We start from the raw sequence: 22,655 nt of genomic DNA, 5'->3' as shown, positions 1-22,655 counted from the left end.
ATGTCCCGAATCCAAACGACTTTCGCGGCGCTGGCCGCGCAGCAGAAGAAGGGCCTGATTCCCTTCATCACCGCCGGCGACCCCGAACCCGGCCTGACGGTGGCACTGATGCACGCGCTGGTCGCGGGCGGTGCCGACGTGATCGAGCTGGGTGTGCCGTTCTCCGATCCGATGGCCGACGGTCCCGTGATCCAGCGCGCCTCCGAGCGCGCGCTGGCCCATGGCGTGACGCTGGCCAAGGTGCTGGCCTGGGTGACCGAATTCCGCCGCACCGACACGACCACGCCGGTGGTGCTGATGGGCTATGCCAACCCGATCGAGCGCATGGGCGAGGAAGCCTTCGCACGCGCTGCGCACGAGGCCGGCGTCGACGGCGTGCTGGTGGTGGACTATCCGCCCGAGGAGTGCGGCGATTTCGCTGCGCTGATGCGCGCCAACGGCATCGACCCGATCTTCCTGCTGGCACCGACCTCCACTGACGACCGCATCGAGGCGGTGGCGCGCATCGCCAGCGGCTATCTGTACTACGTCTCGCTCAAGGGCGTGACCGGTTCGGGCGCGCTCGACCTCGACAGCGTGGCCGCGCGCATTCCCCTGATCAAGCAGCACGCCAAGCTGCCGGTGGGAGTGGGTTTCGGCATCCGCGATGCACAGACCGCGCGGGCCATCAGCAGCGTCGCCGACGCTGTGGTGATCGGCAGCCGCCTGGTGCAGTTGCTGGAGGATGCTCCGCGCGAGCAGGCGGTAGAATCGCTGCGTGCCTTCATCGCGGAGATACGCCAGGCGCTGGACGCCTGAAAGTGACGCAGGGGGCGGCTGCTCTGGTGTGTTTTGTGGCGCATATTTCACCTGTAAGCGGTTTTGCTTCGGGGGCATGCGCCCGGCATGATAAATTCGCGGCCTGATTCCCTGCTGAGCCCGCGCCCGGCCCGAACCCGGGCCGTGTGTCCGTTGCCTGCCGCCGCGCCTGACTTTCGTGTCGTGCGCGGCGCTCGGCAGCCATCCGAAAGGAGCTTTCATGAGCTGGTTGGATAAACTCCTGCCTCCCAAGATTCAACAGACCGACCCCTCCACCCGCAAGGGCATTCCGGAAGGGCTGTGGGTCAAGTGCCCGTCGTGCGAATCGGTGCTGTACCGCACCGACGTCGAGGCCAACCTGCACGTCTGCCCCAAGTGCGACCACCACATGCGCATCCGCGCGCGCGCGCGCCTGGACGGGCTGCTCGATGCCGAGGGCCGCTATGAGATCGGCCAGGAGATCGTGCCGGTCGATGCCCTGAAGTTCAAGGACACCAAGAAGTATCCGGACCGCATCAAGGCCGCCATGGACGATACCGGCGAGACCGATGCGATGGTCGTCGTCGGCGGTGCGATCCACACGCTGCCGGTGGTCGTGGCCTGCTTCGAATTCGAGTTCATGGGCGGTTCCATGGGCTCGGTGGTGGGCGAGCGCTTCGTGCGCGGCGCGCAGGCCGCCCTCGAGCAGAAGGTGCCGTTCATCTGTATCACCGCCACCGGTGGCGCGCGCATGCAGGAGAGCCTGCTGTCGCTGATGCAGATGGCGAAGACGACCTCGATGCTGAACCAGTTGTCGGCCGCCAAGCTGCCGTTCATCAGCGTGCTGACCGACCCGACCATGGGCGGCGTGTCCGCGAGCTTCGCCTTCCTGGGCGACGTCGTGATCGCGGAGCCCAAGGCGCTGATCGGCTTCGCCGGTCCGCGCGTGATCGAGCAGACCGTGCGCGAAAAGCTGCCGGAAGGCTTCCAGCGCGCCGAGTTCCTGTTGCAGAAGGGCGCCATCGACATGATCGTCGACCGCCGCAAGATGCGCGACGAACTGGCGCAGCTGCTGGCACTGCTGCAGAAGCAGCCGGCCGACGCGGTGGCCTGAGCGGCACCCGTGCAGGACCAGGGCGCGGACCATGTCCGCGCCTTTTGCTTGGTGCGGCGGCAGCGGCCCGCGGCGGTTTGCCGGCTGGCCTATGCTGGGGAAGCGGGGCCTGCCGCCGGCATGCCGTTGAAGGCTCCATTCTCCGCCTCCACCTCGCAGGCAAGGCGCGGCACCCGCGCCAGGGCCCGCCGCAGCACCGGCCCGATTCCGATAGAACCCTAGCTCCTGGCGCCTGCCCCGACGGGCGCCGCATTGCCATCATGCCCATCTTCCACACCCTTCCCGAATGGCTGGCTCATCTCGAGACCGCCCACCCGGTCGGCATCGACATGGGGCTGACCCGCATCACCCGCGTCAAGGAGGCGCTGGGCCTGCGCATCGACGCCGTGGTGTTCACGGTGGGCGGCACCAATGGCAAGGGGTCGACCTGCGCCATGCTGGAGCGCATCCTGCTGGAAGCCGGCTACAAGGTCGGCTGCCATACCTCGCCCCACCTGATTTCATTCAATGAGCGTGCGCGCATCGGCGGGGAGATGCTCAGCGACGCGCAATTGCTGCCGCACTTCGAGGCGGTCGAGCGTGCGCGCAACAGCTTCGCCGATCCGGTGAGCCTGACCTATTTCGAGTTCACCACGCTGGCCATCATCCACGCCTTCGCCGAGGCGGGGCTGGACGCCATCGTGCTCGAGGTGGGGCTCGGCGGCCGTCTCGATGCGGTCAATATCATCGATGCCGACTGCGCCATCGTCACCAGCGTGGACATCGACCACACACAATACCTTGGCAGCACCCGCGAGGCGATCGGCTTCGAGAAAGCCGGCATCTTCCGTCCCGGCGCGCCGGCCATCTGCGGCGATCCGGTACCGCCCCAGTCCCTGCTCGAGCATGCCGAGGCCATCGGCGCCGAACTGTGGCTGGCCGGGCGCGACTTCGGCTTCCACGCCGCCAAGGGGCAGGAACGCCAGCAGTGGGACTGGCAGGGTGGCGGGCGCAAGCTGAGCGGCCTTGGCTATCCGGCATTGCGCGGTGCCAACCAGCTGCTCAACGCCTCGGCCGCGCTGGCGGCCCTGCAGGCGATGCGGCCGCGCCTGCCGGTCAGTGCCCAGGACGTGCGCAACGGCCTGGCCTTCGTCGAACTGCCCGGGCGCTTCCAGGTGCTGGCGGGCCGCCCGGCGGTGATCCTGGACGTGGCGCACAATCCTCATGCCGCCGCCACGCTGGGGCAGAACCTGGAGAATATGGGCTTCTTCCGCTACACCTACGCGGTGTTCGGCGCGATGGCCGACAAGGATATCGCCGGCGTGCTGCACCACGTCGCGGACAAGGTCGATCACTGGTGCCTGTGCGACCTGCCGACCGAGCGTGCCGCCTCCGCGCAGGACCTGCTCGGGGCGTTGGAGGCGGGCGGTTTCCGGCCCGGCCCGGACGCCACAGCGGCCTGTTTTTCCAGCCCCGAGGCGGCTTACCGCGACGCCATCGAGAGAGCGACCGAGAATGATAGAATTCTGGTCTTCGGATCGTTCTACACCGTCGCCGGCGTGATGGCTTACCGCGCCACGCAGGCGAACTGACGGCAGGGAACGGCAAACACAGCGGCGTGGCTGCGCCCGCCGCCGCACCGAACCAATCTATGGGCCTGCTTTCGCTGTTTACCGCCCGCAAGGGCAATGACCCGGCTCCCGAGCGTTCGCGCCGCTCACGTCCGGACCCGGGTGCAGGCATCGCCTCGTCGCGGCGTCTGGCGGAGGAGTACGCGGACGACACGCTGGATCCCGAATTCCCCCAGAAGCAGCGCGCGCGCCGGCGCCTGATCGGCGCGGTGGTGCTGATGGTGGCGGCCGTGATCCTGCTGCCCATCGTGTTCGAGACCAAGCCGCGGCCCGTGTCGGACGACGTCAGCGTCAACGTGGCCAACGGGCAGGGCGGCAAGCAGAAGCCGCGGGTCGAGGCGCGCAAGGCGGATCCGCTGCCGCCGTCGGCCAAGGCCGATGCGCAGCAGGCGCTCGACGCGGGCGAGGAAATCGTGCCGGATGCATCGGCCAGGCCGCGGGGAACCACGCCGGACAAGGCCGCCGACAAGACGGTGGACAGGACGGCTGCCAAGGCGGCCGACCAGCCGCAGCCGTCCGTGCAGAAGAGCGCCGACGCCAAGGCGCAGGGCAGTGGCAAGTACCTGGTGCTGATCGGCGCCTTTGCCTCCGAGGACAAGGCCAGGAACTGGGTGGCCAAGCTGAAGGCCGGCAAGGTGCCGGCCTATGTGGAGAAGAAGACCTTTGCCGACGGCGAGCGCGTGTTGCTGCGTGCCGGGCCGTTCTCCGACCGCGATGCAGCGGACGCGGCGGCACGCAAGGTGACAGCGGCCGGCCTGCAAGGCAAGGTCGTCGAACAGTGAAGCACGGCCTTCCGGGCCCGTCACCATGCAACCGACTTTTTTCGATTACGGCGTCGCCTTCATCCTGATCGCTTCCGGGCTGGTCGGCGTGCTGCGTGGCCTGGTGCGCGAGGTGCTGGCCCTGATCGGCTGGGTGGTTGCGTTCTGGGTGGCCTATCACTATGCGCCCACCGCCGCGCAGTGGGTGCCGGAGTCGGTGCCGGGCGGTGCGCTGGCGCGCGAGGCGCTCGGTTTCGTGGTGCTGTTCATCGGCACGGTGATCGCGGCCGCGCTGGCGGCGACGCTGCTGGGCCAGTTGATGGAGCGAACCGGGCTGAAGCCGGCCGACCGTGGCCTGGGGCTGGTGTTCGGCCTGCTGCGCGGCGCGCTGGTGGTGATGTTCGTGGTGACCCTGGCAGGCCTGACCAAGCTGCCGGAAGAGGCTTTCTGGCGCGACGCCGTGTCGCGGCCCTATGTGGTGGAGGCCATGGATTCGCTGCGGCCCTGGTTGCCGCCGGAGATCGCCAAGTACGTGAAGACATGAGCGCAGCGCGACGCGGGGCGGGATGCCGCTCCGGGACGCGCCGGCCTCGCAACGGTTTATTCGCTGGCGCCGCCATGGGGCGGGCCCGCGCCTCTGATTGAAAACGCCTTCCCTGGGAGTCTGGCATGTGCGGTATCGTCGGTGTGGTGTCCTCCACGCCCGTCAACCAATTGATTTACGACAGCCTGTTGCTGCTGCAGCATCGCGGACAGGATGCCGCAGGCATTGCCACGGCCAACGGCAGTACGTTCCACATGCACAAGGCCAACGGCCTGGTGCGCGATGTGTTCCGTACGCGCAATATGCGCAGCCTGCCCGGCCAGGCCGGCATCGGCCAGGTACGCTACCCGACGGCCGGCTCGGCCTCCAGCGAGGAGGAGGCGCAGCCGTTCTACGTCAACGCGCCGTACGGCATCATCCTGGCGCACAACGGCAACCTGACCAACTGGCAGCAGTTGCGCGAGGAGATGTTCCGCCGCGACCGCCGCCATATCAACACGCATTCGGATACCGAGGTGCTGCTCAACGTGCTGGCCGACGAGCTGCAGCGCGCCAGCAATGGCACCTCGCTGGCTCCGGACACCATCTTCACCGCGGTGGCCGGCATGCACCGGCGCGTGCGCGGCTCCTATGCCATCGCCGCGCAGATCGCCGGCTACGGCATGCTGGCCGTGCGCGACCCCTTCGGCATCCGTCCGCTGTGCCTGGGCAGCGTCGATACGCCGAGCGGCAAGGAATGGATGGTGGCATCCGAGTCGGTGGCGCTGGAAGGCATCGGCTACCGCCTGGAGCGCGACGTGGCGCCTGGCGAGGCGATCTTCATCGACCTCGACGGCAAGCTTCACAGCAAGCAGTGCGCCGACAATCCGCTGCTGAACTCCTGCATCTTCGAGTACGTCTACCTGGCGCGTCCGGATTCGTGCATCGATGGCGTGCCCGTCTATGATGCCCGCCTGCGCATGGGTGACTACCTGGCCGAGAAGATCCGCCGCGAGGTGTCGGCCGGCGACATCGACGTGGTGATGCCGATCCCCGACTCGAGCCGTCCGGCCGCCATGCAGGTGGCCAACAAGCTGGGCGTCGGCTATCGCGAAGGCTTCTTCAAGAACCGCTACGTCGGCCGCACCTTCATCATGCCCGGCCAGGCAGTGCGCAAGAAGTCGGTGCGCCAGAAGCTCAACGCGATGGGCGTGGAGTTCAAGGGCAAGAACGTGCTGATCGTCGACGATTCCATCGTGCGCGGCACCACTTCGTTCGAGATCGTGCAGATGGCCCGCGACGCCGGCGCCAACAAGGTGATCTTCGCCTCGGCCGCGCCGCCGGTGAAGTTCCCCAACGTGTACGGTATCGACATGCCCACCCGCGGCGAGCTGGTGGCGCACAACCGCACCCACGAAGAGATCGCGCGCATCATCGGCGCCGACCAGCTGGTCTACCAGGACGTGGAAGCGATGAAGCAGGCCGTGCGCGACATCAATCCGGCGCTGAAGGACTTCGATGCCTCCTGCTTCGATGGGCGCTACATCACCGGCGACATCGACGAAGCCTACCTGACGCGGCTGGAAACGGCGCGCAGCCAGGCCGACCGTGAGGGCACCGGGGAAACCGAGCGCTCGCAACTGCACCTGCAGCGTTCCGGCGGCAACGAGTAAGCACGGGCGGCCCCGCACGCGTTGACGAACACCGGGCCCGGCCGTAACATGGCCGGGCGTCGATTTGATTGTCAGCTTGCGGACGCGGGCCCTGCCGGCAGGCGGGGGAATCGGTCGGGGAGCCGCGCTCTCCGTGCCCAGGCCCGAAACAGCTAAAGCGGAGCGCCGCAGGGCGGTTGTGCAGAGCAGGCACGACACCCGCCGGCATCCCGCCGCGGCGCCAGGCCCGGCACTCATCCAGAACACCCGCACCTCATGCAGCCCGTCGATTCGGCCACCCGATCGAACGGGCTTTTTTGCATGGCCGCCGGCCTGCGGCGGCCCGAACCACGAACGAACCACGGAACGCGCGCCGCGCCGCATAGACCATGAACGAACCGCTCCCCCTCGACTCCCTCGGCATCGATACGCTTGGCGTGCGCGCCGGCACCCTGCGCAGCGAGTTCATGGAGCATTCGGAGGCCATGTACCTGACCTCCAGCTTCTGCTTCCACAGCGCCGCCGAGGCCGCCGAGCGCTTCGCCAATTCCGAGGAGGGCTTCACCTACTCGCGCTTCACCAATCCCACCGTCAGCATGTTCCAGTCACGCCTGGCCGCGCTGGAGGGCGCCGAGGCCTGCATGGCCACGGCATCGGGGATGAGTGCGATCCTGTCGGTGGTGCTGTCTTCGCTGCAGGCTGGCGATCATCTGGTCAGCTCGCGCGCGATCTTCGGTTCGACCATGACGCTGTTCTCGAATATCTTCGCCAAGTTCGGCGTCGAGACCACCTTCGTCGATCCGACCGACCTCGCCGCCTGGCGGGCGGCGGTGCGCCCCAGCACCAAGCTGTTTTTCCTCGAGACGCCGTCGAATCCGCTGACCGAGGTAGCGGACATCGCTGCGGTGGCCGACATCGCCCACAACGCCGGCGCGCTCCTGGTGGTCGACAACTGCTTCTGTTCGCCGGCGCTGCAGCAGCCGATCCGCTTCGGCGCCGACATCGTCGTGCATTCGGCCACCAAGCATATCGACGGCCAGGGCCGCGTGCTGGGTGGTGCCGTGCTGGGCAAGCACGACTTCATCATGGGCAAGGTATTCCCCTTCGTGCGCACGGCCGGTCCGACGCTGTCGGCGTTCAACGCCTGGGTACTGCTCAAGGGCATGGAGACGCTGGGGCTGCGCATGGAGCGGCACTCCGCCAGCGCACTGGCCCTGGCCGAATTCCTCGAATCCCATCCGGCCGTGGCGCGCGTCTACCATCCGGCGCTGAAGTCCCATCCGCAGTATGAGATCGCCCAGCGCCAGCAGAGCGGCGGCGGCGCCATCGTGTCCTTCGAGCTGAAGGGCGATACGCCGGAGCAGCAGCGCGCCAATGCCTGGCGCGTGATCGACAGCACACGGCTGTGCTCGATCACGGGTAACCTGGGCGATACGCGCACCACGGTGACCCATCCCTACACCACCACGCATGCGCGCGTGAGCCCGGAGGCCAAGGCGGCAGCCGGCATCGGCGAGGGCCTGATCCGCATGGCGGTAGGCCTGGAGTCCGTGGCCGACCTGAAGGCCGATCTGCTGCGCGGGCTCGGCGACTAAGCCAGGCGGGCTGCAGTCGCACAGCTCAACGGGGCGCGTCGCTACCGCTGCCCGAAACGGCCTGGACGCCGGCCTTGCCGACGTCATAGGTGGTGCTGACCGCGGTCGAGGCGACGCTGACCGCCGCCGAGCCGGCGGTAGCCGCGGCCGAGACCGCGGCGCTGCCTACGGCGACGGTGGCGCCTACCACGCTGCAGCCGCACATGCCCGCTACGGCGAGGACGGCAAGGATGGCGGACGCGGTCGCCAGCATGGTGCGCGCCGCGCGCGGCGGCCGGGTGGCTGCTGCCGTCTTCATCGCAGCAGGCGCCGGCGCAGCAGCATCAGCGAGACCAGCAGGGCGGCCAGCGCGTAGGCTGCCAGCACCGCCACATGCAGCCAGGCGCCTTGCAGCGGCCAGCCGAGCAGCAGCGGGCGGATCAGCGCCACCGCGTGCGCCAGCGGCAAGGCCTTGGCCGCCGCCTGCACGGCGCTGGGCAACTGCTCGAGCGGGAAGAAAACGCCCGACAGCAGCAGCATCGGCGTCATGGCCAGGGTCTGGTAGAACATGAAGAAGTCATAGCTGGGCGCCAGCGCGGTGACGATCGTCGCCAGGCCGGCGAACGCCAGGCCGGCCAGGGCGATCACCGCCAGTGCGGGCAGCATGCCGCTCCAGTGCGCATAGCCGAGGACGCCCGCCACCAGCATGATGGCCGTGCCGGACAGCACCGCCTTGCTGGCCGCCCAGGCGATCTCGCCGAGGACCACGTCGCCCAGCGTCAACGGTGCGTGCATGATGGCTTCCCAGGTGCGCTGCACGTGCATGCGCGAGAAGGCTGAGTACATGGCCTCGAAGCTTGCCGACATCATCACGCTCGAGGCGGTGGTGCCGGCCGCGAGGAAGGCGATATAAGAAACGCCGCTTACGTGCCCCACCAGCATGCCCAGCCCGAGTCCGAGGCCGAACAGGTAGATCATCGGGTCGGCGAGGTTGCCGATCATCGACGGCACGGCGAGTTTCTTCCACACCATGAAGTTGCGGTACCAGACCATGGTCCAGTTGCGCAGGTTGCGCGGCCACAGCGGTTGCGGATAGCGTTGCGCCGGCACGGAGGCGGGCGGGGCAGCGCGCGTCGGCGCGACGGGCGGCAGCGGTGTACGGGGGTCCTGTTCGGCCATGCTCAATCCCTCATCTCCCGGCCCGTCAGTTTCAGGAATACGTCTTCCAGGTTGGCCGGCCGGTGCAGGTAGCGCACGCCGCCGTTGCCGTGCAGCGCCGCCAGCAGGGGGGCGGGCTCGCGCACATAGCAGAACAGCGTCTCACCGCTGATCTCCGCCCGCTGGGCGAGCGGCGCCAGCCTTGCCCGCAATGGCTCCAGCTCATCGCCGTAGACCTCGACCACGTCGCAGCCGATCTGCGCATCGATCAGTTCGTGCGGCCGGCCCTCGGCGATCTTGCGTCCGCCGTCGATCACGCACAGGTAGCTGCACAGACGCTCCGCCTCCTCCATGAAGTGCGTGGTCAGCAGGATGGTCTTGCCCGCCGCCATCAGCGACTTCAGGCGCTCCCAGATCAGGTGGCGCGCCTGCGGGTCCAGGCCGGTGGTGGGCTCGTCGAGCACCAGCAGGTCGGGATCGTTGATCAGGGCGCGCGCCACCGTCAGGCGGCGGCGCATGCCGCCGGAGAGGTCCCGCACCTGGGCGTCGGCGCGGTTCTCCAGCCGCGCGAACTCCAGCAGGGCCGGGATGCGGCGTTCGATCTCGGCGCCGGGCAAGCCGAAATAGCGGCCGAAGATGCGCAGGTTCTCGATCACGCTGAAGTCGGGGTCGAGATTGTCGAACTGCGGTACCACGCCGACGCGCATCCGTGCCTGCGGTGCTCGCGCCGGCACCGGCTCGCCACACAGCGTGATGCTGCCGGCAGCGGGTGTGGTCAGGCCGAGCAGCAGGCGCAGCGTGGTGGTCTTGCCTGCACCGTTGGGGCCGAGCAGCCCGAAGCACTGGCCACGCTGGACTTCGAGGTCGAGGTCGTCCACCACGAGCGTATCGCCGTAGTGCTTGCTTACCTTCTGCAGTTGGAGGATGGCGGTCAAGGCTGGGCGGCTTGGGGGCGCCGGCGGCGCGATACCAGCCATTATGCCGGTCCTCGGCGTGCCGCATCGTGGCGCGCTGCAGCAAGAATGGCGCCGAACGGTTATCGTTCGCTGGAGCGGCACCGTGGCGGTGCTGCGCAATCGATGACCGCAAGAGCAAGAGGGAGACAGCAAGGATGAATACGGAATCCGTATTGGCGCAGTGGCACGAGGCCGAGCGGCGGGCGAGGGCTGGCATCGGCAGCCCCGGCGTGGCGTCGCGCCAGGATCTGCGCGCGCGCTCGGGACTGCAGTTCTTCGAGGACATGCTGGCAGGCAGGTTGCCGGGCCCGCCGATCGGGGAGCTGATGGATTTCGTGCCAGTCGAGTTCGAAGTGGGGCGCTTCGTCTTCCAGGGCACGCCCGGCGCCCGCCACTACAACCCGATCGGTACCGTGCACGGCGGTTATGCCGCGACGTTGCTCGATTCCTGTGTCGGCTGCGCCATCCACACGCAACTGCCGGCCGGCAAGGGCTATACCACGCTGGAATTGAAGGTGAACTACGTGCGGCCGCTGACCGCCGAGACCGGGCCGATCCGCGCGGAGGGCAAGGTGGTCAGTTTGACCAACCAGATCGGCATTGCCGAGGGGCGTATCGTCGACGTGCGAGGCAAACTGTACGCTTACGCCACCACGACCTGCCTCCTGTTCCCGCTGCCGGACGCCTGACGGGCGTGGTACCGCGAAAAAAAACCGCCAGCTGGGCTGGCGGTTATTTGGCATGCCGCGAGGCTCAGTAGAGCTTCTTCGGCAGCATCTGCATACGCAGGCGCTTGCGCAGGCGCGACTCGGCAGCCTTCTTCTTGCGCTTGCGCTCAGTCGTCGGCTTTTCGTAGGCGGTCCGGCTCTTGAGTTCGACGATCAGGCCGGTCTGAAGAATTGCCCTGCGGAAGCGTCGCATCGCGACTTCAACGGGCTCACCTGGTTTCAAGACGATCTTAGTCAATTCAGTCCTTTCGGGGATGCCGCAAGGCGGCGTGGTTCAAACGGGAGGGGCGTCGCGCGCCCGGGGATCAGCCCCGGCACGTCCGACGACACCGTCGGACGGCTTGTCGCTACCGCCTTCCGTCCTTCGTGGCGGAAGGCGGCGCGGCAGCGGCAGAAGGCCCGATCCTTGCCTGCAACACGGCGCCGGGATACCCGGCAACCGGTGCTGGCCCGCGCTGCAGCGCTTGCGTCGGCCTCCCGGGGTTCTCATGGACCCATTGGCCTGCGCGATGCGGTGCACGACGTATACGCGTATACGCGCGCGAACGGATAAACTCTACCTTTTACGCGATTTTCAAGCACTTGTCAAGAAAGTGGTCTGGCAGGAAGGGCTGGCGCGGATCGGGTGAGTGCTGTATTATTCGCACTTCTGACGCGGGGTGGAGCAGTTGGCAGCTCGTCGGGCTCATAACCCGAAGGTCGCAGGTTCAAGTCCTGCCCCCGCAACCAGTCTCCTGGCCGGTTCCAGCCAAAGTTTTTCCTCGGTGCATGCTGCCGGGGTCCTTGCACTACCTCTCCCTCGCTTTTCTCCGTCGTTCTCCCTGTTTTTCTCCTTCGGCTCGGCGCTGCGTTCGACTGGCTCGTCGTTGTGTTCGTCTGTGCTTCGCAATTTTTGTGCCGTAGGGAGGGGGGGGGCTTTGGTATCGGTTGGCCTTGCCGATCGTCGCCAATGGCGACGACCAATGCAAAAAGGCCCGCAATTGCTTGCGGGCCTTCGCATTCTTTGGCTCCCCGACCTGGGCTCGAACCAGGGACCTACGGATTAACAGTCCGGCGCTCTACCGACTGAGCTATCGGGGAACAGCTGAGAAAAAAATTATAACCAGTTTCTCTCTGATTCGTCAATAGTTTTTTGACATTTTATCGATGTCGCCAGCTTTGCCGAATCTCTGGTTTGCCAATCGCGGCGCGGCTTGCTGGTCCATCGGACCAGTCTGCAGCTGTCCGCTCAAGAGCGAGGCCGCATTATAGCAGCTCTCCTGCTCTTATGCCAGGAAAAACTGTCCGGAGTCCTTCTTTTTTGCAGCGCGCCCGGCTCAGTCGAACACCGGTGTGTCCACGCCCAGGATCTTGTGCAGTTTCGGTGACGTGGTGGTGTACTGCATGTGGATCTTCTTCTCGGGGAAGACGTAGGGCGCAGCACCGAAGGCGGCCAGGGCTGCCTCGTGGAAGCCCGACAGGATCAGCTTCTTCTTGCCCGGGTAGGTGTTGATGTCGCCCACGGCAAAGATGCCCGGGATATTCGTCTCGAATTTCTCCGTGTCGACCTTGATCTGCTTGCGCTCCAGGTCCAGGCCCCATTCGGCGATCGGGCCCAGCTTGGGCGACAGGCCAAAGAAGACCAGCAGGTCGTCCAGCGGCAAGCGGCGCGTGATGCCGTCGGCGCCCGCCACGCGCAGTTCCGTCAGCAGGCCGTCCTTTTCCTCGAAGCCGCCGATCTGTCCGACCATGAACTGCATTTCGAGGCGCTCGCAGAGCTCCTTCATCCTGGCCACCGAAGCGGGCGCGGCGCGGAAGCCGTCGCGGCGATGGACCAGCACGATCGACTCGGCCTTGCCGGCCAGATCCAGCGCCCAGTCGAGCGCCGAGTCACCGCCGCCGACGATGACCAGGTTGCGGCCATGGAAGCGGCTCGGATCCTTGACGCGATAGAAGAGTTGCTTGCCGTCGAAGCGGTCGATACCCTCGACCTTCAGCGTGCGCGGCTGGAACGAACCGACCCCCGCCGCGATGAACAGGGTCTTGGTGAGGAAGCGCGTGCCCGTCGAGGTTTCGACGAAGAAGCGGCCGTCATCACGCCGCTCGACCACCGCGACTTCCTGGCCCAGATGGAAGGTGGGCGCGAACGGCTCGATCTGCCTGAGCAGGTTGTCCGTCAGTTCCTGGCCGGTGCAGATCGGCACGGCCGGAATGTCATAGATCGGCTTGTCCGGATAGAGCTCGACGCACTGGCCGCCGACGACCTTGAGCGAGTCGACCACGTGGGCCTTGATCTCGAGCAGGCCCAGTTCGAAGACCTGAAACAGGCCCACCGGCCCGGCGCCCACGATCAGCGCATCGATATCCAGCGGCTTTCCGCTGCTCGGGATGGCGATGCTGGCGTGCTGAGAAGCGTCGGCGATGGGGTTGGGAATGCTCAAATCCATGATCGTCCTGTACGTTCTGCGGGCGCGCTGCGCCCGCCGTGGCGGGAATGCACGTGGGGACGGCTTGCCGGCCCGTCGGCAGCCCTCGCGCCGTGGCGCGGCAGGGCCGGTGTCCGCGGGCCTTGTCTTGTCTTGGTATGCTCGGCGCGGTTCAGCGCTGCAGGTACTGCAGCTTGCCGGTGGCGTCCTTCCATTCTTCGGCCTCCGGCAGGGGAGACTTGGTCTTGGTAATGGAAGGCCAGCCGCGTGCCAGCTCGACGTTCAGCGCGATGTATTCCTGCTGGTCGCCGGGCACATCTTCTTCGGCATAGATCGCGTTCACCGGGCACTCGGCTACGCACACCGCGCAATCGATACACTCGTCCGGGTCGATGGCGAGGAAGTTCGGGCCTTCGCGGAAGCAGTCGACCGGGCATACGTCGACGCAATCAGTGTATTTGCAACGGATGCAGGCTTCGGTGACAACGTGAGTCATTTCGGTTCCAGAAAATCGGATCGGCTTGGATTGGGGGCTGGCCGCTTGTCACCGGCGCCGCCGCAGAAAGTGCAGCGCGAGCGCGGGCCATGATCTTTCAAAGACCGATATTGTAGCCGAGCCGGAAGGCGAGGGCAGTGGTGCTATATACCGGGATCAGATAGTTTTCTTATTTCTTTATGTATATTTGATCCAGCTCAGCCTGGTGCTCCCTTCCGCGCGATCTTTTCCGCCGATGTGACGCAGGCGTTCTATGCTGTGAGATGGCCGCGCTGGCTTGCGGGGCCGCCTTTTTGCCACAGGAGGTGCAGTCCGTGCCGGCCATTCTTCCTTTGACTTCCCCGTCCCCGCGGCGCACTGCGTGCCGGTCGGACCGGCACGCATCCGGGCTGCGCGCCCGTGCCGCGGCCGGCCTCGCCCTGCTGGCGCTGGCCGCGGGCACGTGCGCGCAGTCGCTCAACGGTACGGCGGATGCCGGTAGCGTGGTCGCCAGGCTGGTCGCCCGTGGCGCGCAAAATGCGCAGCCCGTGGCGTTGGGCGACCTGACCAGCTTCGAGTGGGATCATTTCACCGTGAAGCGGATGCCGGCCGGAGACGGCATGATGAACTGCGGCCGGGCCGGCCTGGTGCCGTGCGACCCCGCACTCGATCCGCCACGCGGCCAGCGTATCCAGGTGCTGCTGTTCCTGCGCGACGGCCAGCCGGTCTATCGCGAGCGCATCATGACCGAGCTGGGTGCCTTCGCCGATCCTCTGCCCGACAATGTGCCGCGCGCGCAAGCCATGCTGTCGACCTGCCCGGGCGTGCATGGGCGCAAGCTCTGGTGCGTGCAGGGAATGGGCCGTACGCGGCAGCCCGATCCCTATTCCGACGGCGGCTGAGTGGCTGGCGGGGCGGTTCTGGCGCTGGGCGCGGCGTGGGCAGTTCGGTTAGCATGATGCTCCGCCTAGGCATTGCTGTCCGCCCGACATGATCATTTCCTCGCTGCTCGACACCGACCTGTACAAGTTCACGATGATGCAGGTGGTGCTGCACCATTTTCCCGCTGCCCACGTCGAGTATCGCTTCAAGTGCCGCAACGCCGGCGTCGATCTCACCCCCTACGTCGACGAGATCCGCGCCGAGGTGGCGCAGCTGTGCCAGCTCCGGTTCACGGAAGAGGAGCTCGAATACCTGCGCGGTCTGCGCTTCATCAAGAGCGACTTCGTCGATTTCCTCGGGCTCTTCCACCTGAACGAGAAGTATGTGCACATCGCCCCCTCGGCCAAGGGCGGCGGCGAGATCGACATCACCATCCGCGGGCCGTGGTTGCACACCATCCTGTTCGAGGTGCCGCTGCTGGCCATCATCAACGAGGTCTACTTCCGTCGCACGCAGCCGGCTGCCGACCTGGAGGAGGGGCGGCGCCGGCTGGAGGCCAAGCTGGCGTTGCTGACGGTGCCGGCCCATGCGGACTGCGTGATCGCCGACTACGGCAGCCGGCGCCGCTTCTCGCGCGACTGGCAGGAAGAGGTGCTGCTGACCATGCAGGGCACGCTCGGACATCAGATGGCCGGTACCAGCAATGTGCACTTTGCCCGCCAGCACAAGATGATCCCGCTGGGCACGATGGCGCACGAGTACCTGCAGGCCTGCCAGTCGCTCGGCCCGCGCCTGCGTGATTCCCAGGTGTTCGCGCTCGAGACCTGGGCCAAGGAGTACCGTGGCGACCTGGGTATCGCGCTGTCGGATACCTACGGCTTCGACGCCTTCCTGCGTGATTTCGACCTGTACTTCTGCAAGCTCTTCGACGGCGTGCGGCACGACTCGGGCGACCCGGTCGCCTGGGGCGAGCGCATGCTCGCCCACTATGCCGCCAACCGTGTCGACGCGCGCAGCCGCACGCTGATCTTCAGCGACAGCCTCGACATCCCGCGCGTGATCGAACTCTTCGAGCGCTTCCGCGGGCGCTGCCGCCTGGCCTTCGGCGTCGGTACCAACCTGACCAACGACCTGGGCTATACACCGCTGCAGATCGTCATCAAGATGGTCCGCTGCAACGGGCAGCCAGTGGCCAAGCTGTCGGATGCGCCGGAGAAGACCATGTGCGACGATCCGGCCTACCTGGCCTACCTGCGCCAGGTCTTCGGCATCGATTCCCGGCCCGTATAATCGTCGCTGGCCGATCGCCGCCGGCCGTTTCCGCTACCGCTCACGGAACAGACATGGATACCCGCAACGCCCGCGACCGCATCTTCGCCCGCATCCGCGCCGCCCAGGGCCGGCCGTCCACGGTCGGCAGTCACGAGCGCGAGGCGGTGGCGGACTACCTCGGCCGCCATCCACAGGGCCCGCGTCCACCGGTGCCCTCCGACCTGGCCGAGGCCTTTGCCACGCAGGCTCGCAAGATGGCCTCGACGGTGGTGCGGGTGGCCGCCGACAGCGATGTGCCGGCGGCCGTCGCCGGGTACCTGGAGGGGCTTGGCCTGGCGCGTCGCGCGGTCGCCTGGGAAACGCTGGCGGGTCTGCCCTGGCAACAGCACGGTCTGGAGGTCGAGTGCCGTCCGCCGCTGCGCGATCCACAGGCCGACCGCGAGCACGGCGACCTGGTCGGCATCACCGGCTGCTTCTGCGCCATCGCCGAGACAGGCTCGCTGATGCTGCTGTCGGGGCCGCAGACCTATGCCTCGGCGGCACTGCTGCCGGAGACCCATATCGCGGTCGTGCCCGCGGCCCGCATCGTCGCCGGGCTGGAGGATGCCTTCGAGCTGGTGCGCCGCGAGCGCGGCGAACTGCCGCGCGCCACCAATATCATCAGCGGCCCGTCCCGCACCGGCGACATCGAGCAGACCATCGTGCTGGGTGCGCATGGTCCCTATCGGGTCCATGTGATCGTGGTCGGCCAGGGCTGAGTCGCGGCGCGCCGCTTGCTTTAAACTGCTGGGCTCGCCGCGTGCCGCGTGCCGGGCAGGCTCCCGGCGCCGTGCGCGCATGCCGGCGTGCCGCTTCCCGGCGACACGCCACGCCCGCCCCCCGATATGCCAAGGAGATTGCGCCTGATGCGACGTGTGTCCCCGTCACTGCGATTGCTGTTGCCCGTTGTTGTGCTGAGTTGCCTTGCCTTGCCGGCAAGGGCAGCGGATCTCGACGGTGCCGTGCTGTCGCCGCTGTGGGGCATGCCGTTCGCCGGCATCCTGCTGTCGATCGCGCTGGTGCCGCTGCTGGCGCCACGCTTCTGGCACCACCACTTCGGCAAGGTGGCGGCAGGTTGGGGACTGGTCTTCATCGTGCCCTTTGCCGCCGTGTTCGGCCTGCATGCCGCGCTGGCCAACGCGCTGCATGCGCTGCTGGCCGAGTACATTCCCTTCATCGCGCTGGTGGGGGCGCTCTATATCGTCGCGGGCGGCATCTGCGTGCGCGGCAACCTGCAGGGCTCGCCGCGGCTGAACACCGGCATCCTCGCGCTGGGTACCCTGCTGGCCAGCCTGATGGGCACCACCGGTGCGGCGATGTTGCTGATCCGTCCGCTGCTGCGCGCCAACGACAACCGCAAGCATGTGGCGCACGTGGTGGTCTTCTTCATCTTCCTGGTTGCCAATGCCGGCGGTGCGCTGACGCCGCTGGGCGATCCGCCACTGTTCCTGGGCTTCCTCAAGGGCGTGGACTTCTTCTGGACCTTGCGCAATATCCTGCCCGAGACGCTGTTCATGTGGGGGGCGCTGCTGGCCATCTTCTACCTGATCGACCGCCACTACTACCTGCACAAGGAGGAGAACCTCCCCGCCGCGGCCGATCCCACGCCCGCCACGCGCGGCATCGTGCTGGAGGGCAAGGTCAACCTCCTGCTGCTGCTGGCGATCATCGGACTGGTGCTGATGAGCGGGCTGTGGAAGCCGGGCATCGCTTTCGACGTGATGGGCACCGAGGTGGCCCTGCCTGCGCTGGTGCGCGACGTGCTGCTGGTGGCGGTGGCGCTCGCTTCGCTGCTGCTGACGCCGCATGCGGCGCGCGCGGGCAACGAGTTCGGCTGGGAGCCGATCCTCGAGGTCGGCAAGCTGTTCGCCGGCATCTTCCTCACCATCATCCCGGTCATCGCCATGCTGAAGGCAGGCACGCAGGGACCGTTCGCCGCCGTCCTCCACGCGGTCAGCGATGCCGGCGGCCAGCCGATCGACAGCATGTACTTCTGGGCCACCGGCGTGCTGTCGTCCTTCCTCGACAACGCACCGACCTACCTGGTCTTTTTCAACACCGCCGGCGGCGACGCCGCCACGCTGATGACGCGCGATGCGTCGACGCTGGCGGCGATCTCCGCCGGCGCTGTCTTCATGGGTGCCAACACCTATATCGGCAATGCCCCGAACCTGATGGTCAAGGCCATCGCCGAAAGCCGCGGCGTGCGCATGCCGGGCTTCTTCGGTTTCATGGCCTGGTCGGTGTGCTTCCTGGTGCCGCTGTTCCTGGTGATGACCCTGATCTTCTTCCACGTGTGACTGGTGACTGCGATGAAGCCTTCCATTCTCGTGACCCGCGCCATCTTTGCCGATGTGCTGGAGCGGCTGGCGCAATACTTCGAGGTCGATCACAACCAGGCTGACGTGCAGCTCGACGCGGCCGCGCTGAAGGCGCGCCTGGCGGGCAAGGCCGGCGTGCTGGCCAATGCCGCCGACCGCATCGACCAGGAACTGGTGCGCGACCTGCCGGCGCTGCGCGCGGTGTGCAATATGGCGGTGGGCTACAACAATCTCGACGTGCCGGCGCTGACCGCGGCCGGCATCGTCGCCACCAATACGCCCGATGTGCTGACCGAGACCACGGCCGACTTCGGCTGGGCCCTGCTGATGGCGGCGGCGCGCCGCGTGACCGAGTCCGAGCACTGGCTGCGCGCGGGCAAGTGGCAGCGCTGGAGCTACGATATGTTCCTCGGCGTGGACCTGTACGGCAGCACGCTGGGCATCCTGGGCATGGGCCGCATCGGCCAGGCCCTGGCCCGCCGCGCCGCCGGCTTCGGCATGACCGTGCTCTACCACAACCGCAGCCGCCTGCCGCAGGAGGTGGAGCAGAGCGTCAACGCGAGCTACGTCGGCAAGGACGAATTGCTGGCGCGTGCTGACCACCTGCTGCTGGTGCTGCCCTACAGCGCGGCAAGCCATCACGCCATCGGTGCCGCCGAACTGGCACGCATGAAACCCAGCGCGACGCTGGTCAACCTCGCGCGCGGTGGCGTCGTCGATGATGCCGCGCTGGCCGAGGCGCTGCGCGAGCACCGCCTGTTCGCCGCAGGGCTCGATGTGTTCGAGGGCGAGCCTGCCGTGCATCCCGGCCTGCTGGAGGTCCCCAACGTCGTGCTGACGCCCCATATCGCCAGCGCTTCGGAGCGGACGCGCCGCGCCATGGCGATGCTGGCGGCGGACAACCTGATCGCGGCGCTCGATGCCGGCCCGGACGCTGGCCGCCCGCCTTCGGTGATCAATCCTGAGGTCTTGCCACGCCGCCGCTGAACGCGGCGCGGGCGGATTCCTGCGGCCGCGCGCGACGTATTGCGACGTATTGCGACGTGTTGCGGCCTTTCCTGATGTGAGCCGATGAGCCTGATTTCCCTTGGTACCCTGGCCGCCGCGGTGGCGGCCGTGATCCTGCAGATCGTGTTGCTGCTGCGCGGGCGTGCGGGCGGCGGCGCGGAGGTCGAGGCTGCAGTGGATGCGGCCGCTGACGCGCTGCAGCGCGAACTCGCCTCGCTGCGTGCCGAGCATGCGCGCGCCAGCGAACGGCTGGAGCGTGAGTTGCGCGCGGAGGTGGCCGAGAACGGCCGGGCCGGGCGTGGCGAAGCCGGACAGCAGATGATGCGCTTCCAGCAGGCGCTGTCGGCGCAGCTCACCAGCATCGCCACGCTGCAGAACAACCAGATCGATACCTTCGCGCAACAGCTCGCCAAGCTGACCGAATCCAATGCGCAGCAACTCGACCAGGTGCGGCAGCACCTGCTGCTGCAGGGGCAGCAGGCGCGCGAGGAGCAGGGCGCTGCGCTGCGCCGTTTCGGCGACGGCTTGCAGCAGCAGCTGGGGCAACTGTCGGAGTCCAACGAGCGCCGGCTGGCCGAGGTGCGAGCGACGCTGGAGCAGAAACTGCGCGATATCGAAGCCAACAATGCGCTCAAGCTGGAAGAGATGCGGCGCACGGTCGACGAGAAGCTGCATGCCACGCTGGAGCAGCGCCTGGGCGAGTCGTTCAAGCTGGTGTCGGACCGGCTCGAGCAGGTGCATCGCGGCCTGGGCGAGATGCAGGTGCTGGCCCAGGGGGTCGGCGACCTGAAGCGCGTGCTGACCAATGTGAAGACGCGCGGTACCTGGGGCGAGGTGCAGCTCGAGATGCTGCTCGAGCAGTTGCTGACTGCCGAGCAGTACGGCAAGAACGTCGAGACCGTGCGCAACTCGGGCGCGCGCGTGGAGTTCGCCATCCGCCTGCCCGGCAAGGATGCGGACGGACAACCGGTCTGGCTGCCGATCGATGCCAAGTTCCCCAAGGAGCAGTACGAGCGCCTGCTCGACGCACAGGAGCGCAGTGATGCCGATGGCGTGGCGGCTGCGGGTCGGGAACTGGAGTCGGCGCTCAAGCGCGAGGCGCAATCCATCGCCGAGAAGTACCTCTCGCCTCCGCAGACGACCGATTTCGCCATCCTGTTCCTGCCCACCGAAGGGCTGTATGCCGAGGCGCTGCGCCGGCCGGGGCTGGCCGACCTGCTACAGCGCGACTATCGCGTCACGGTGGCCGGGCCGACCACGCTCACGGCGCTGCTCAACAGCCTGCAGATGGGCTTCCGCACCCTGGCGCTGGAGCGCCGCTCCAGCGAGGTATGGGAGGTGCTGGGTGCGGTCAAGACGGAATTCGGCAAGTTCGGCGAGGTTCTGGCCAAGACGCGGGACACGCTGGAACGTGCCGCCCGCAATATCGAGCAGGCCGAGGTGCGGACACGGCAGATGGAGCGCAAGCTGCGCAAGGTCGAGGCATTGCCGGGCGAGGCCGCGCAGCGGCTGCTTGGCCCGGCGGCCGCGCAGGCGTCCGACGAGAGCGATTGAGCGCGCGGGCGGCGCCAGGAAAGAGTGAAAGCGGCGAAAGGACGCCCGGCGGTGGCGCCAGGCTGTCAGGGGCAGCCGCTCAGCGGCACTCGCGGATGGTGACTTCGATGCCGCCGAAGCGTGCCGCCACCCAGTTATAGGCCTTGCAGGCCAGCCACAGCAGGCCGAAGCCGATCAGCGCGTTGAGAATCAGGGCCGTGAACACGGTGATGCCCGGCAGATCGCCGTAGCGGACGAAGGCAACGAACAGGCCGAGCGAGACGATGGGCACCGAGAAGCACAGGTATACCAGTACCAGCGCGCGGGCGGTCTTGACCGGGTGGAGGTAGGCAATCTCCTGATTCATGACAACAGGCTGTAAACGAGTGAGGTTGCGCAAGTGTAGCGTTTTGGGCAGCGGCGCGCATAGCCCGGCTCCCGGAGGGGGGGCATATCCGGCCAAAGCGACCGCGCGTGCGGCCAGACTGGTGCGCAAAAACGACACTGCGCCCCGGGGCGAGGCAGGAAGCGCCGGTTGCCGGCCTCATACCAGGCCGTCGAACAGCACTACCTCGACCGTATCGCCGGCGGCCACGGCCCCCTGTTCATGGGCCAGCACGATGAAACAATTGGCCTCGCTCATCGAACGCAGCACGCCGGAGCCCTGCTGGCCTGTGGCCCTGACTTCCAGTCCGCCATCGGCGGCCGGCGCCAGCACGCCGCGCTGGAACTCGGTGCGGCCGGGTTTCTTGCGCATCGCCTGGGCGCAGCGCACGCGCAGGTGCGGCGGCGTCGGCGCATCGGTGCCCATCATGCGCAGCAGCGCGCCGCGCACCATCTGGTAGAAGGTCACCATCACCGCGACGGGATTGCCCGGCAAGCCGAACAACAGGGCCTCGTGCGCGCCGGAGGCGATGCGGCCGAAGGCCATCGGCCGGCCGGGACGCATGGCGATGGACCAGAACTGCACGTCGCCCAGGCGTGCCATGGTCTGCTTCGTATAGTCGGCTTCGCCGACCGAGACGCCGCCCGAAGTGATCACCGCATCGGCGATCTCGCAGGCGCTGCGCAGGGTGGCCTCCAGGGCCTCGGGATCATCGCGCACCACCCCCAGGTCGATCAGGTCTACATGCAGCCGGCGCAGCATGCCGTGCAGGGTGTAGCGGTTGGAGTCGTAGACGCAGCCGGGCTCCAGCGGCTCGCCGATGGAGCGCAGTTCATCGCCGGTCGAAAAGAAGGCGACGCGCAGGCGGCGCCGAACCGCGACCTCGGCCACGCCCAGCGAGGCCAGCAGGCCAAGATCGACCGGGCGGAGCAGGCGGCCGGCCGCCAGCGCCGCCCGGCCACGGGCCAGGTCTTCGCCGCGCAGGCGGCGGTTGGCTCCGCGGACCACGGCGCTGGCGGAGAAGCGGATGTGGCCGTCGGCAGCGTCTTCGACGAGTTCCTGCGGGATCACCGTATCGCATCCCGCCGGCATCAGGGCGCCGGTCATGATGCGCAGAGCCTGGCCGGGTGCCAGCGGTGCGTCGCCGCGGCTGCCGCCAGCCAGCGCCGTGCCGGCCACCGGCAGGGTGACGAAGCCGTCCGAGGCCCCCTCCGGCCGGTCCAGCGCGTCGCCCGCGAAGGCATAGCCGTCCATGGCGGCATTGTCGTGGGCCGGCACGTCGAGCGGCGAGATCACGTCCTCGGCCAGCACGCGGTCCAGCGCGTCGCGCAACGCGACCCGTTCGACACCTCCCACTGGCCGGGCCGCTTCGGCGAGCAGGCGTTGCGCCTGGTCGACGCGCAGCGCGGCGGCGTCGTGGTCGGATTGGCAGGAGGGGAGGGGGGGCAAAGACGGCATCGGGTTTCGGATTGGGCAGGTGCG

At 67.6% G+C, this 22,655-nt stretch carries 22 protein-coding genes and 2 tRNA genes; 15 read left to right on the top strand and 9 right to left on the bottom strand.

All coding sequences use genetic code 11. The features are described 5' to 3' along the window. From trpA to BKK81_RS14810, 7 genes are all read left to right on the top strand, one after another. Positions 1–798, top strand: coding sequence for a tryptophan synthase subunit alpha (gene trpA, locus BKK81_RS14840; RefSeq protein ID WP_071014354.1), 798 nt, complete (start codon positions 1–3; stop codon positions 796–798). A 220-nt stretch (positions 799–1,018) separates the two neighbouring features. After that, positions 1,019–1,891 carry an acetyl-CoA carboxylase, carboxyltransferase subunit beta gene (accD, locus tag BKK81_RS14835; protein ID WP_071014351.1) on the top strand — a complete coding sequence of 291 codons (873 nt, stop codon included), beginning with the start codon at positions 1,019–1,021 and terminating at the stop codon, positions 1,889–1,891. A 260-nt stretch (positions 1,892–2,151) separates the two neighbouring features. After that, the gene (folC, locus tag BKK81_RS14830) at positions 2,152–3,462 is read left to right on the top strand and encodes a bifunctional tetrahydrofolate synthase/dihydrofolate synthase (RefSeq protein WP_071014347.1); all 1,311 of its coding nucleotides are present in this window, start codon (positions 2,152–2,154) and stop codon (positions 3,460–3,462) included. Between the two features lie 59 nt (positions 3,463–3,521). Then, a complete protein-coding gene (locus BKK81_RS14825) occupies positions 3,522–4,283 on the top strand; it encodes an SPOR domain-containing protein (protein WP_071014345.1) in 762 nt (253 codons plus the stop codon). Between the two features lie 25 nt (positions 4,284–4,308). Continuing rightward, complete coding sequence (locus BKK81_RS14820) at positions 4,309–4,806, top strand: CvpA family protein (protein WP_071014342.1); 498 nt, start codon at positions 4,309–4,311, stop codon at positions 4,804–4,806. Between the two features lie 125 nt (positions 4,807–4,931). Next, positions 4,932–6,458 (top strand): amidophosphoribosyltransferase, encoded by a 1,527-nt coding sequence (gene purF / locus BKK81_RS14815; protein ID WP_071014340.1) that lies wholly within the window; start codon positions 4,932–4,934, stop codon positions 6,456–6,458. 368 nt (positions 6,459–6,826) lie between these two features. Continuing rightward, complete coding sequence (locus tag BKK81_RS14810; RefSeq protein ID WP_071014337.1) at positions 6,827–8,032, top strand: O-succinylhomoserine sulfhydrylase; 1,206 nt, start codon at positions 6,827–6,829, stop codon at positions 8,030–8,032. Between the two features lie 25 nt (positions 8,033–8,057). Here BKK81_RS14810 and BKK81_RS14805 read toward each other — a convergent pair whose 3' ends face one another. The 3 genes from BKK81_RS14805 to nodI are packed head-to-tail and all read right to left on the bottom strand — an operon-like array spanning position 8,058 to position 10,146. After that, positions 8,058–8,330, bottom strand: a complete 273-nt coding sequence (locus BKK81_RS14805; protein ID WP_231907931.1) for a hypothetical protein — start codon at positions 8,328–8,330, stop codon at positions 8,058–8,060. Further along, positions 8,327–9,190: an ABC transporter permease gene (locus BKK81_RS14800; protein WP_071014334.1), complete on the bottom strand. Its 864-nt coding sequence runs from the start codon at positions 9,188–9,190 to the stop codon at positions 8,327–8,329. The genes BKK81_RS14805 and BKK81_RS14800 overlap by 4 nt, the downstream gene beginning before the upstream one ends. Before the next feature lie 2 nt (positions 9,191–9,192). Further along, entirely contained in the window at positions 9,193–10,146 is a 954-nt protein-coding gene (nodI, locus tag BKK81_RS14795; RefSeq protein ID WP_071014331.1) for a nodulation factor ABC transporter ATP-binding protein NodI, read from the bottom strand. A 134-nt stretch (positions 10,147–10,280) separates the two neighbouring features. On the opposite strand from nodI, the gene BKK81_RS14790 reads away from it, so the two are divergent. After that, positions 10,281–10,814, top strand: a complete 534-nt coding sequence (locus BKK81_RS14790; RefSeq protein WP_071014328.1) for a PaaI family thioesterase — start codon at positions 10,281–10,283, stop codon at positions 10,812–10,814. A 64-nt stretch (positions 10,815–10,878) separates the two neighbouring features. Here BKK81_RS14790 and rpsU read toward each other — a convergent pair whose 3' ends face one another. Beyond that, entirely contained in the window at positions 10,879–11,091 is a 213-nt protein-coding gene (rpsU, locus tag BKK81_RS14785) for a 30S ribosomal protein S21 (RefSeq protein ID WP_029044331.1), read from the bottom strand. Between the two features lie 415 nt (positions 11,092–11,506). Here rpsU and BKK81_RS14780 point away from each other — a divergent pair. Continuing rightward, a tRNA-Met gene (locus BKK81_RS14780) sits at positions 11,507–11,582 on the top strand. A gap of 275 nt (positions 11,583–11,857) precedes the next feature. On the opposite strand, the gene BKK81_RS14775 is transcribed toward BKK81_RS14780, so the two are convergent. From BKK81_RS14775 to fdxA, 3 genes are all read right to left on the bottom strand, one after another. Then, a tRNA-Asn gene (locus BKK81_RS14775) sits at positions 11,858–11,933 on the bottom strand. A gap of 236 nt (positions 11,934–12,169) precedes the next feature. Then, a complete protein-coding gene (locus tag BKK81_RS14770; RefSeq protein ID WP_071014325.1) occupies positions 12,170–13,279 on the bottom strand; it encodes an NAD(P)/FAD-dependent oxidoreductase in 1,110 nt (369 codons plus the stop codon). Between the two features lie 151 nt (positions 13,280–13,430). Continuing rightward, on the bottom strand, positions 13,431–13,754 hold the full coding sequence (gene fdxA, locus BKK81_RS14765; RefSeq protein WP_071014323.1) for a ferredoxin FdxA: 324 nt from the start codon (positions 13,752–13,754) through the stop codon (positions 13,431–13,433). 263 nt (positions 13,755–14,017) lie between these two features. Here fdxA and BKK81_RS14760 point away from each other — a divergent pair, with 263 nt between their 5' ends. From BKK81_RS14760 to rmuC, 6 genes are all read left to right on the top strand, one after another. Next, positions 14,018–14,635, top strand: coding sequence for a hypothetical protein (locus BKK81_RS14760; RefSeq protein WP_231907930.1), 618 nt, complete (start codon positions 14,018–14,020; stop codon positions 14,633–14,635). Between the two features lie 88 nt (positions 14,636–14,723). Next, positions 14,724–15,905, top strand: coding sequence for a nicotinate phosphoribosyltransferase (gene pncB / locus BKK81_RS14755; RefSeq protein WP_071014320.1), 1,182 nt, complete (start codon positions 14,724–14,726; stop codon positions 15,903–15,905). Positions 15,906–15,958: 53 nt separating this feature from the next. Further along, positions 15,959–16,645, top strand: a complete 687-nt coding sequence (locus BKK81_RS14750; RefSeq protein ID WP_071014318.1) for a LutC/YkgG family protein — start codon at positions 15,959–15,961, stop codon at positions 16,643–16,645. Between the two features lie 147 nt (positions 16,646–16,792). Beyond that, the gene (locus tag BKK81_RS14745) at positions 16,793–18,226 is read left to right on the top strand and encodes a sodium:proton antiporter (RefSeq protein WP_071014316.1); all 1,434 of its coding nucleotides are present in this window, start codon (positions 16,793–16,795) and stop codon (positions 18,224–18,226) included. Between the two features lie 12 nt (positions 18,227–18,238). Further along, positions 18,239–19,234: a 2-hydroxyacid dehydrogenase gene (locus tag BKK81_RS14740; RefSeq protein ID WP_071014313.1), complete on the top strand. Its 996-nt coding sequence runs from the start codon at positions 18,239–18,241 to the stop codon at positions 19,232–19,234. Between the two features lie 84 nt (positions 19,235–19,318). Further along, positions 19,319–20,809 carry a DNA recombination protein RmuC gene (gene rmuC / locus BKK81_RS14735; RefSeq protein WP_071014310.1) on the top strand — a complete coding sequence of 497 codons (1,491 nt, stop codon included), beginning with the start codon at positions 19,319–19,321 and terminating at the stop codon, positions 20,807–20,809. Positions 20,810–20,888: 79 nt separating this feature from the next. Here the strand turns inward: rmuC and BKK81_RS14730 are convergent, their stop codons facing one another. Beyond that, a complete protein-coding gene (locus tag BKK81_RS14730; protein ID WP_071014308.1) occupies positions 20,889–21,155 on the bottom strand; it encodes a hypothetical protein in 267 nt (88 codons plus the stop codon). A gap of 177 nt (positions 21,156–21,332) precedes the next feature. Next, positions 21,333–22,631, bottom strand: coding sequence for a molybdopterin molybdotransferase MoeA (gene moeA, locus BKK81_RS14725; RefSeq protein ID WP_071014306.1), 1,299 nt, complete (start codon positions 22,629–22,631; stop codon positions 21,333–21,335). Positions 22,632–22,655 lie beyond the last annotated feature (24 nt).

The organism is Cupriavidus sp. USMAHM13 (genome assembly GCF_001854285.1).
In the GTDB taxonomy this organism is placed as follows: domain Bacteria; phylum Pseudomonadota; class Gammaproteobacteria; order Burkholderiales; family Burkholderiaceae; genus Cupriavidus; species Cupriavidus malaysiensis.
The sequence above is the reverse complement of the archived record's forward strand: the minus strand, read 5'-3'. Positions and strand labels throughout refer to the sequence as shown.

Excerpts from the sequence above, each read along its gene's own strand:
- BKK81_RS14800 (WP_071014334.1), bottom strand. The coding sequence starts at position 9,190 with ATGGCCGAACAGGACCCCCGTACACCGCTGCCGCCCGTCGCGCCGACG.
- moeA (WP_071014306.1), bottom strand. The coding sequence starts at position 22,631 with ATGCCGTCTTTGCCCCCCCTCCCCTCCTGCCAATCCGACCACGACGCC.
- BKK81_RS14760 (WP_231907930.1), top strand. The coding sequence starts at position 14,018 with ATGGCCGCGCTGGCTTGCGGGGCCGCCTTTTTGCCACAGGAGGTGCAG.
- BKK81_RS14810 (WP_071014337.1), top strand. The coding sequence starts at position 6,827 with ATGAACGAACCGCTCCCCCTCGACTCCCTCGGCATCGATACGCTTGGC.
- folC (WP_071014347.1), top strand. The coding sequence starts at position 2,152 with ATGCCCATCTTCCACACCCTTCCCGAATGGCTGGCTCATCTCGAGACC.
- nodI (WP_071014331.1), bottom strand. The coding sequence starts at position 10,146 with ATGGCTGGTATCGCGCCGCCGGCGCCCCCAAGCCGCCCAGCCTTGACC.
- BKK81_RS14770 (WP_071014325.1), bottom strand. The coding sequence starts at position 13,279 with ATGGATTTGAGCATTCCCAACCCCATCGCCGACGCTTCTCAGCACGCC.
- purF (WP_071014340.1), top strand. The coding sequence starts at position 4,932 with ATGTGCGGTATCGTCGGTGTGGTGTCCTCCACGCCCGTCAACCAATTG.
- accD (WP_071014351.1), top strand. The coding sequence starts at position 1,019 with ATGAGCTGGTTGGATAAACTCCTGCCTCCCAAGATTCAACAGACCGAC.
- BKK81_RS14825 (WP_071014345.1), top strand. The coding sequence starts at position 3,522 with ATGGGCCTGCTTTCGCTGTTTACCGCCCGCAAGGGCAATGACCCGGCT.
- pncB (WP_071014320.1), top strand. The coding sequence starts at position 14,724 with ATGATCATTTCCTCGCTGCTCGACACCGACCTGTACAAGTTCACGATG.
- BKK81_RS14790 (WP_071014328.1), top strand. The coding sequence starts at position 10,281 with ATGAATACGGAATCCGTATTGGCGCAGTGGCACGAGGCCGAGCGGCGG.
- BKK81_RS14805 (WP_231907931.1), bottom strand. The coding sequence starts at position 8,330 with ATGAAGACGGCAGCAGCCACCCGGCCGCCGCGCGCGGCGCGCACCATG.
- BKK81_RS14750 (WP_071014318.1), top strand. The coding sequence starts at position 15,959 with ATGGATACCCGCAACGCCCGCGACCGCATCTTCGCCCGCATCCGCGCC.
- BKK81_RS14820 (WP_071014342.1), top strand. The coding sequence starts at position 4,309 with ATGCAACCGACTTTTTTCGATTACGGCGTCGCCTTCATCCTGATCGCT.
- BKK81_RS14730 (WP_071014308.1), bottom strand. The coding sequence starts at position 21,155 with ATGAATCAGGAGATTGCCTACCTCCACCCGGTCAAGACCGCCCGCGCG.
- BKK81_RS14740 (WP_071014313.1), top strand. The coding sequence starts at position 18,239 with ATGAAGCCTTCCATTCTCGTGACCCGCGCCATCTTTGCCGATGTGCTG.
- trpA (WP_071014354.1), top strand. The coding sequence starts at position 1 with ATGTCCCGAATCCAAACGACTTTCGCGGCGCTGGCCGCGCAGCAGAAG.
- fdxA (WP_071014323.1), bottom strand. The coding sequence starts at position 13,754 with ATGACTCACGTTGTCACCGAAGCCTGCATCCGTTGCAAATACACTGAT.
- BKK81_RS14745 (WP_071014316.1), top strand. The coding sequence starts at position 16,793 with ATGCGACGTGTGTCCCCGTCACTGCGATTGCTGTTGCCCGTTGTTGTG.
- rmuC (WP_071014310.1), top strand. The coding sequence starts at position 19,319 with ATGAGCCTGATTTCCCTTGGTACCCTGGCCGCCGCGGTGGCGGCCGTG.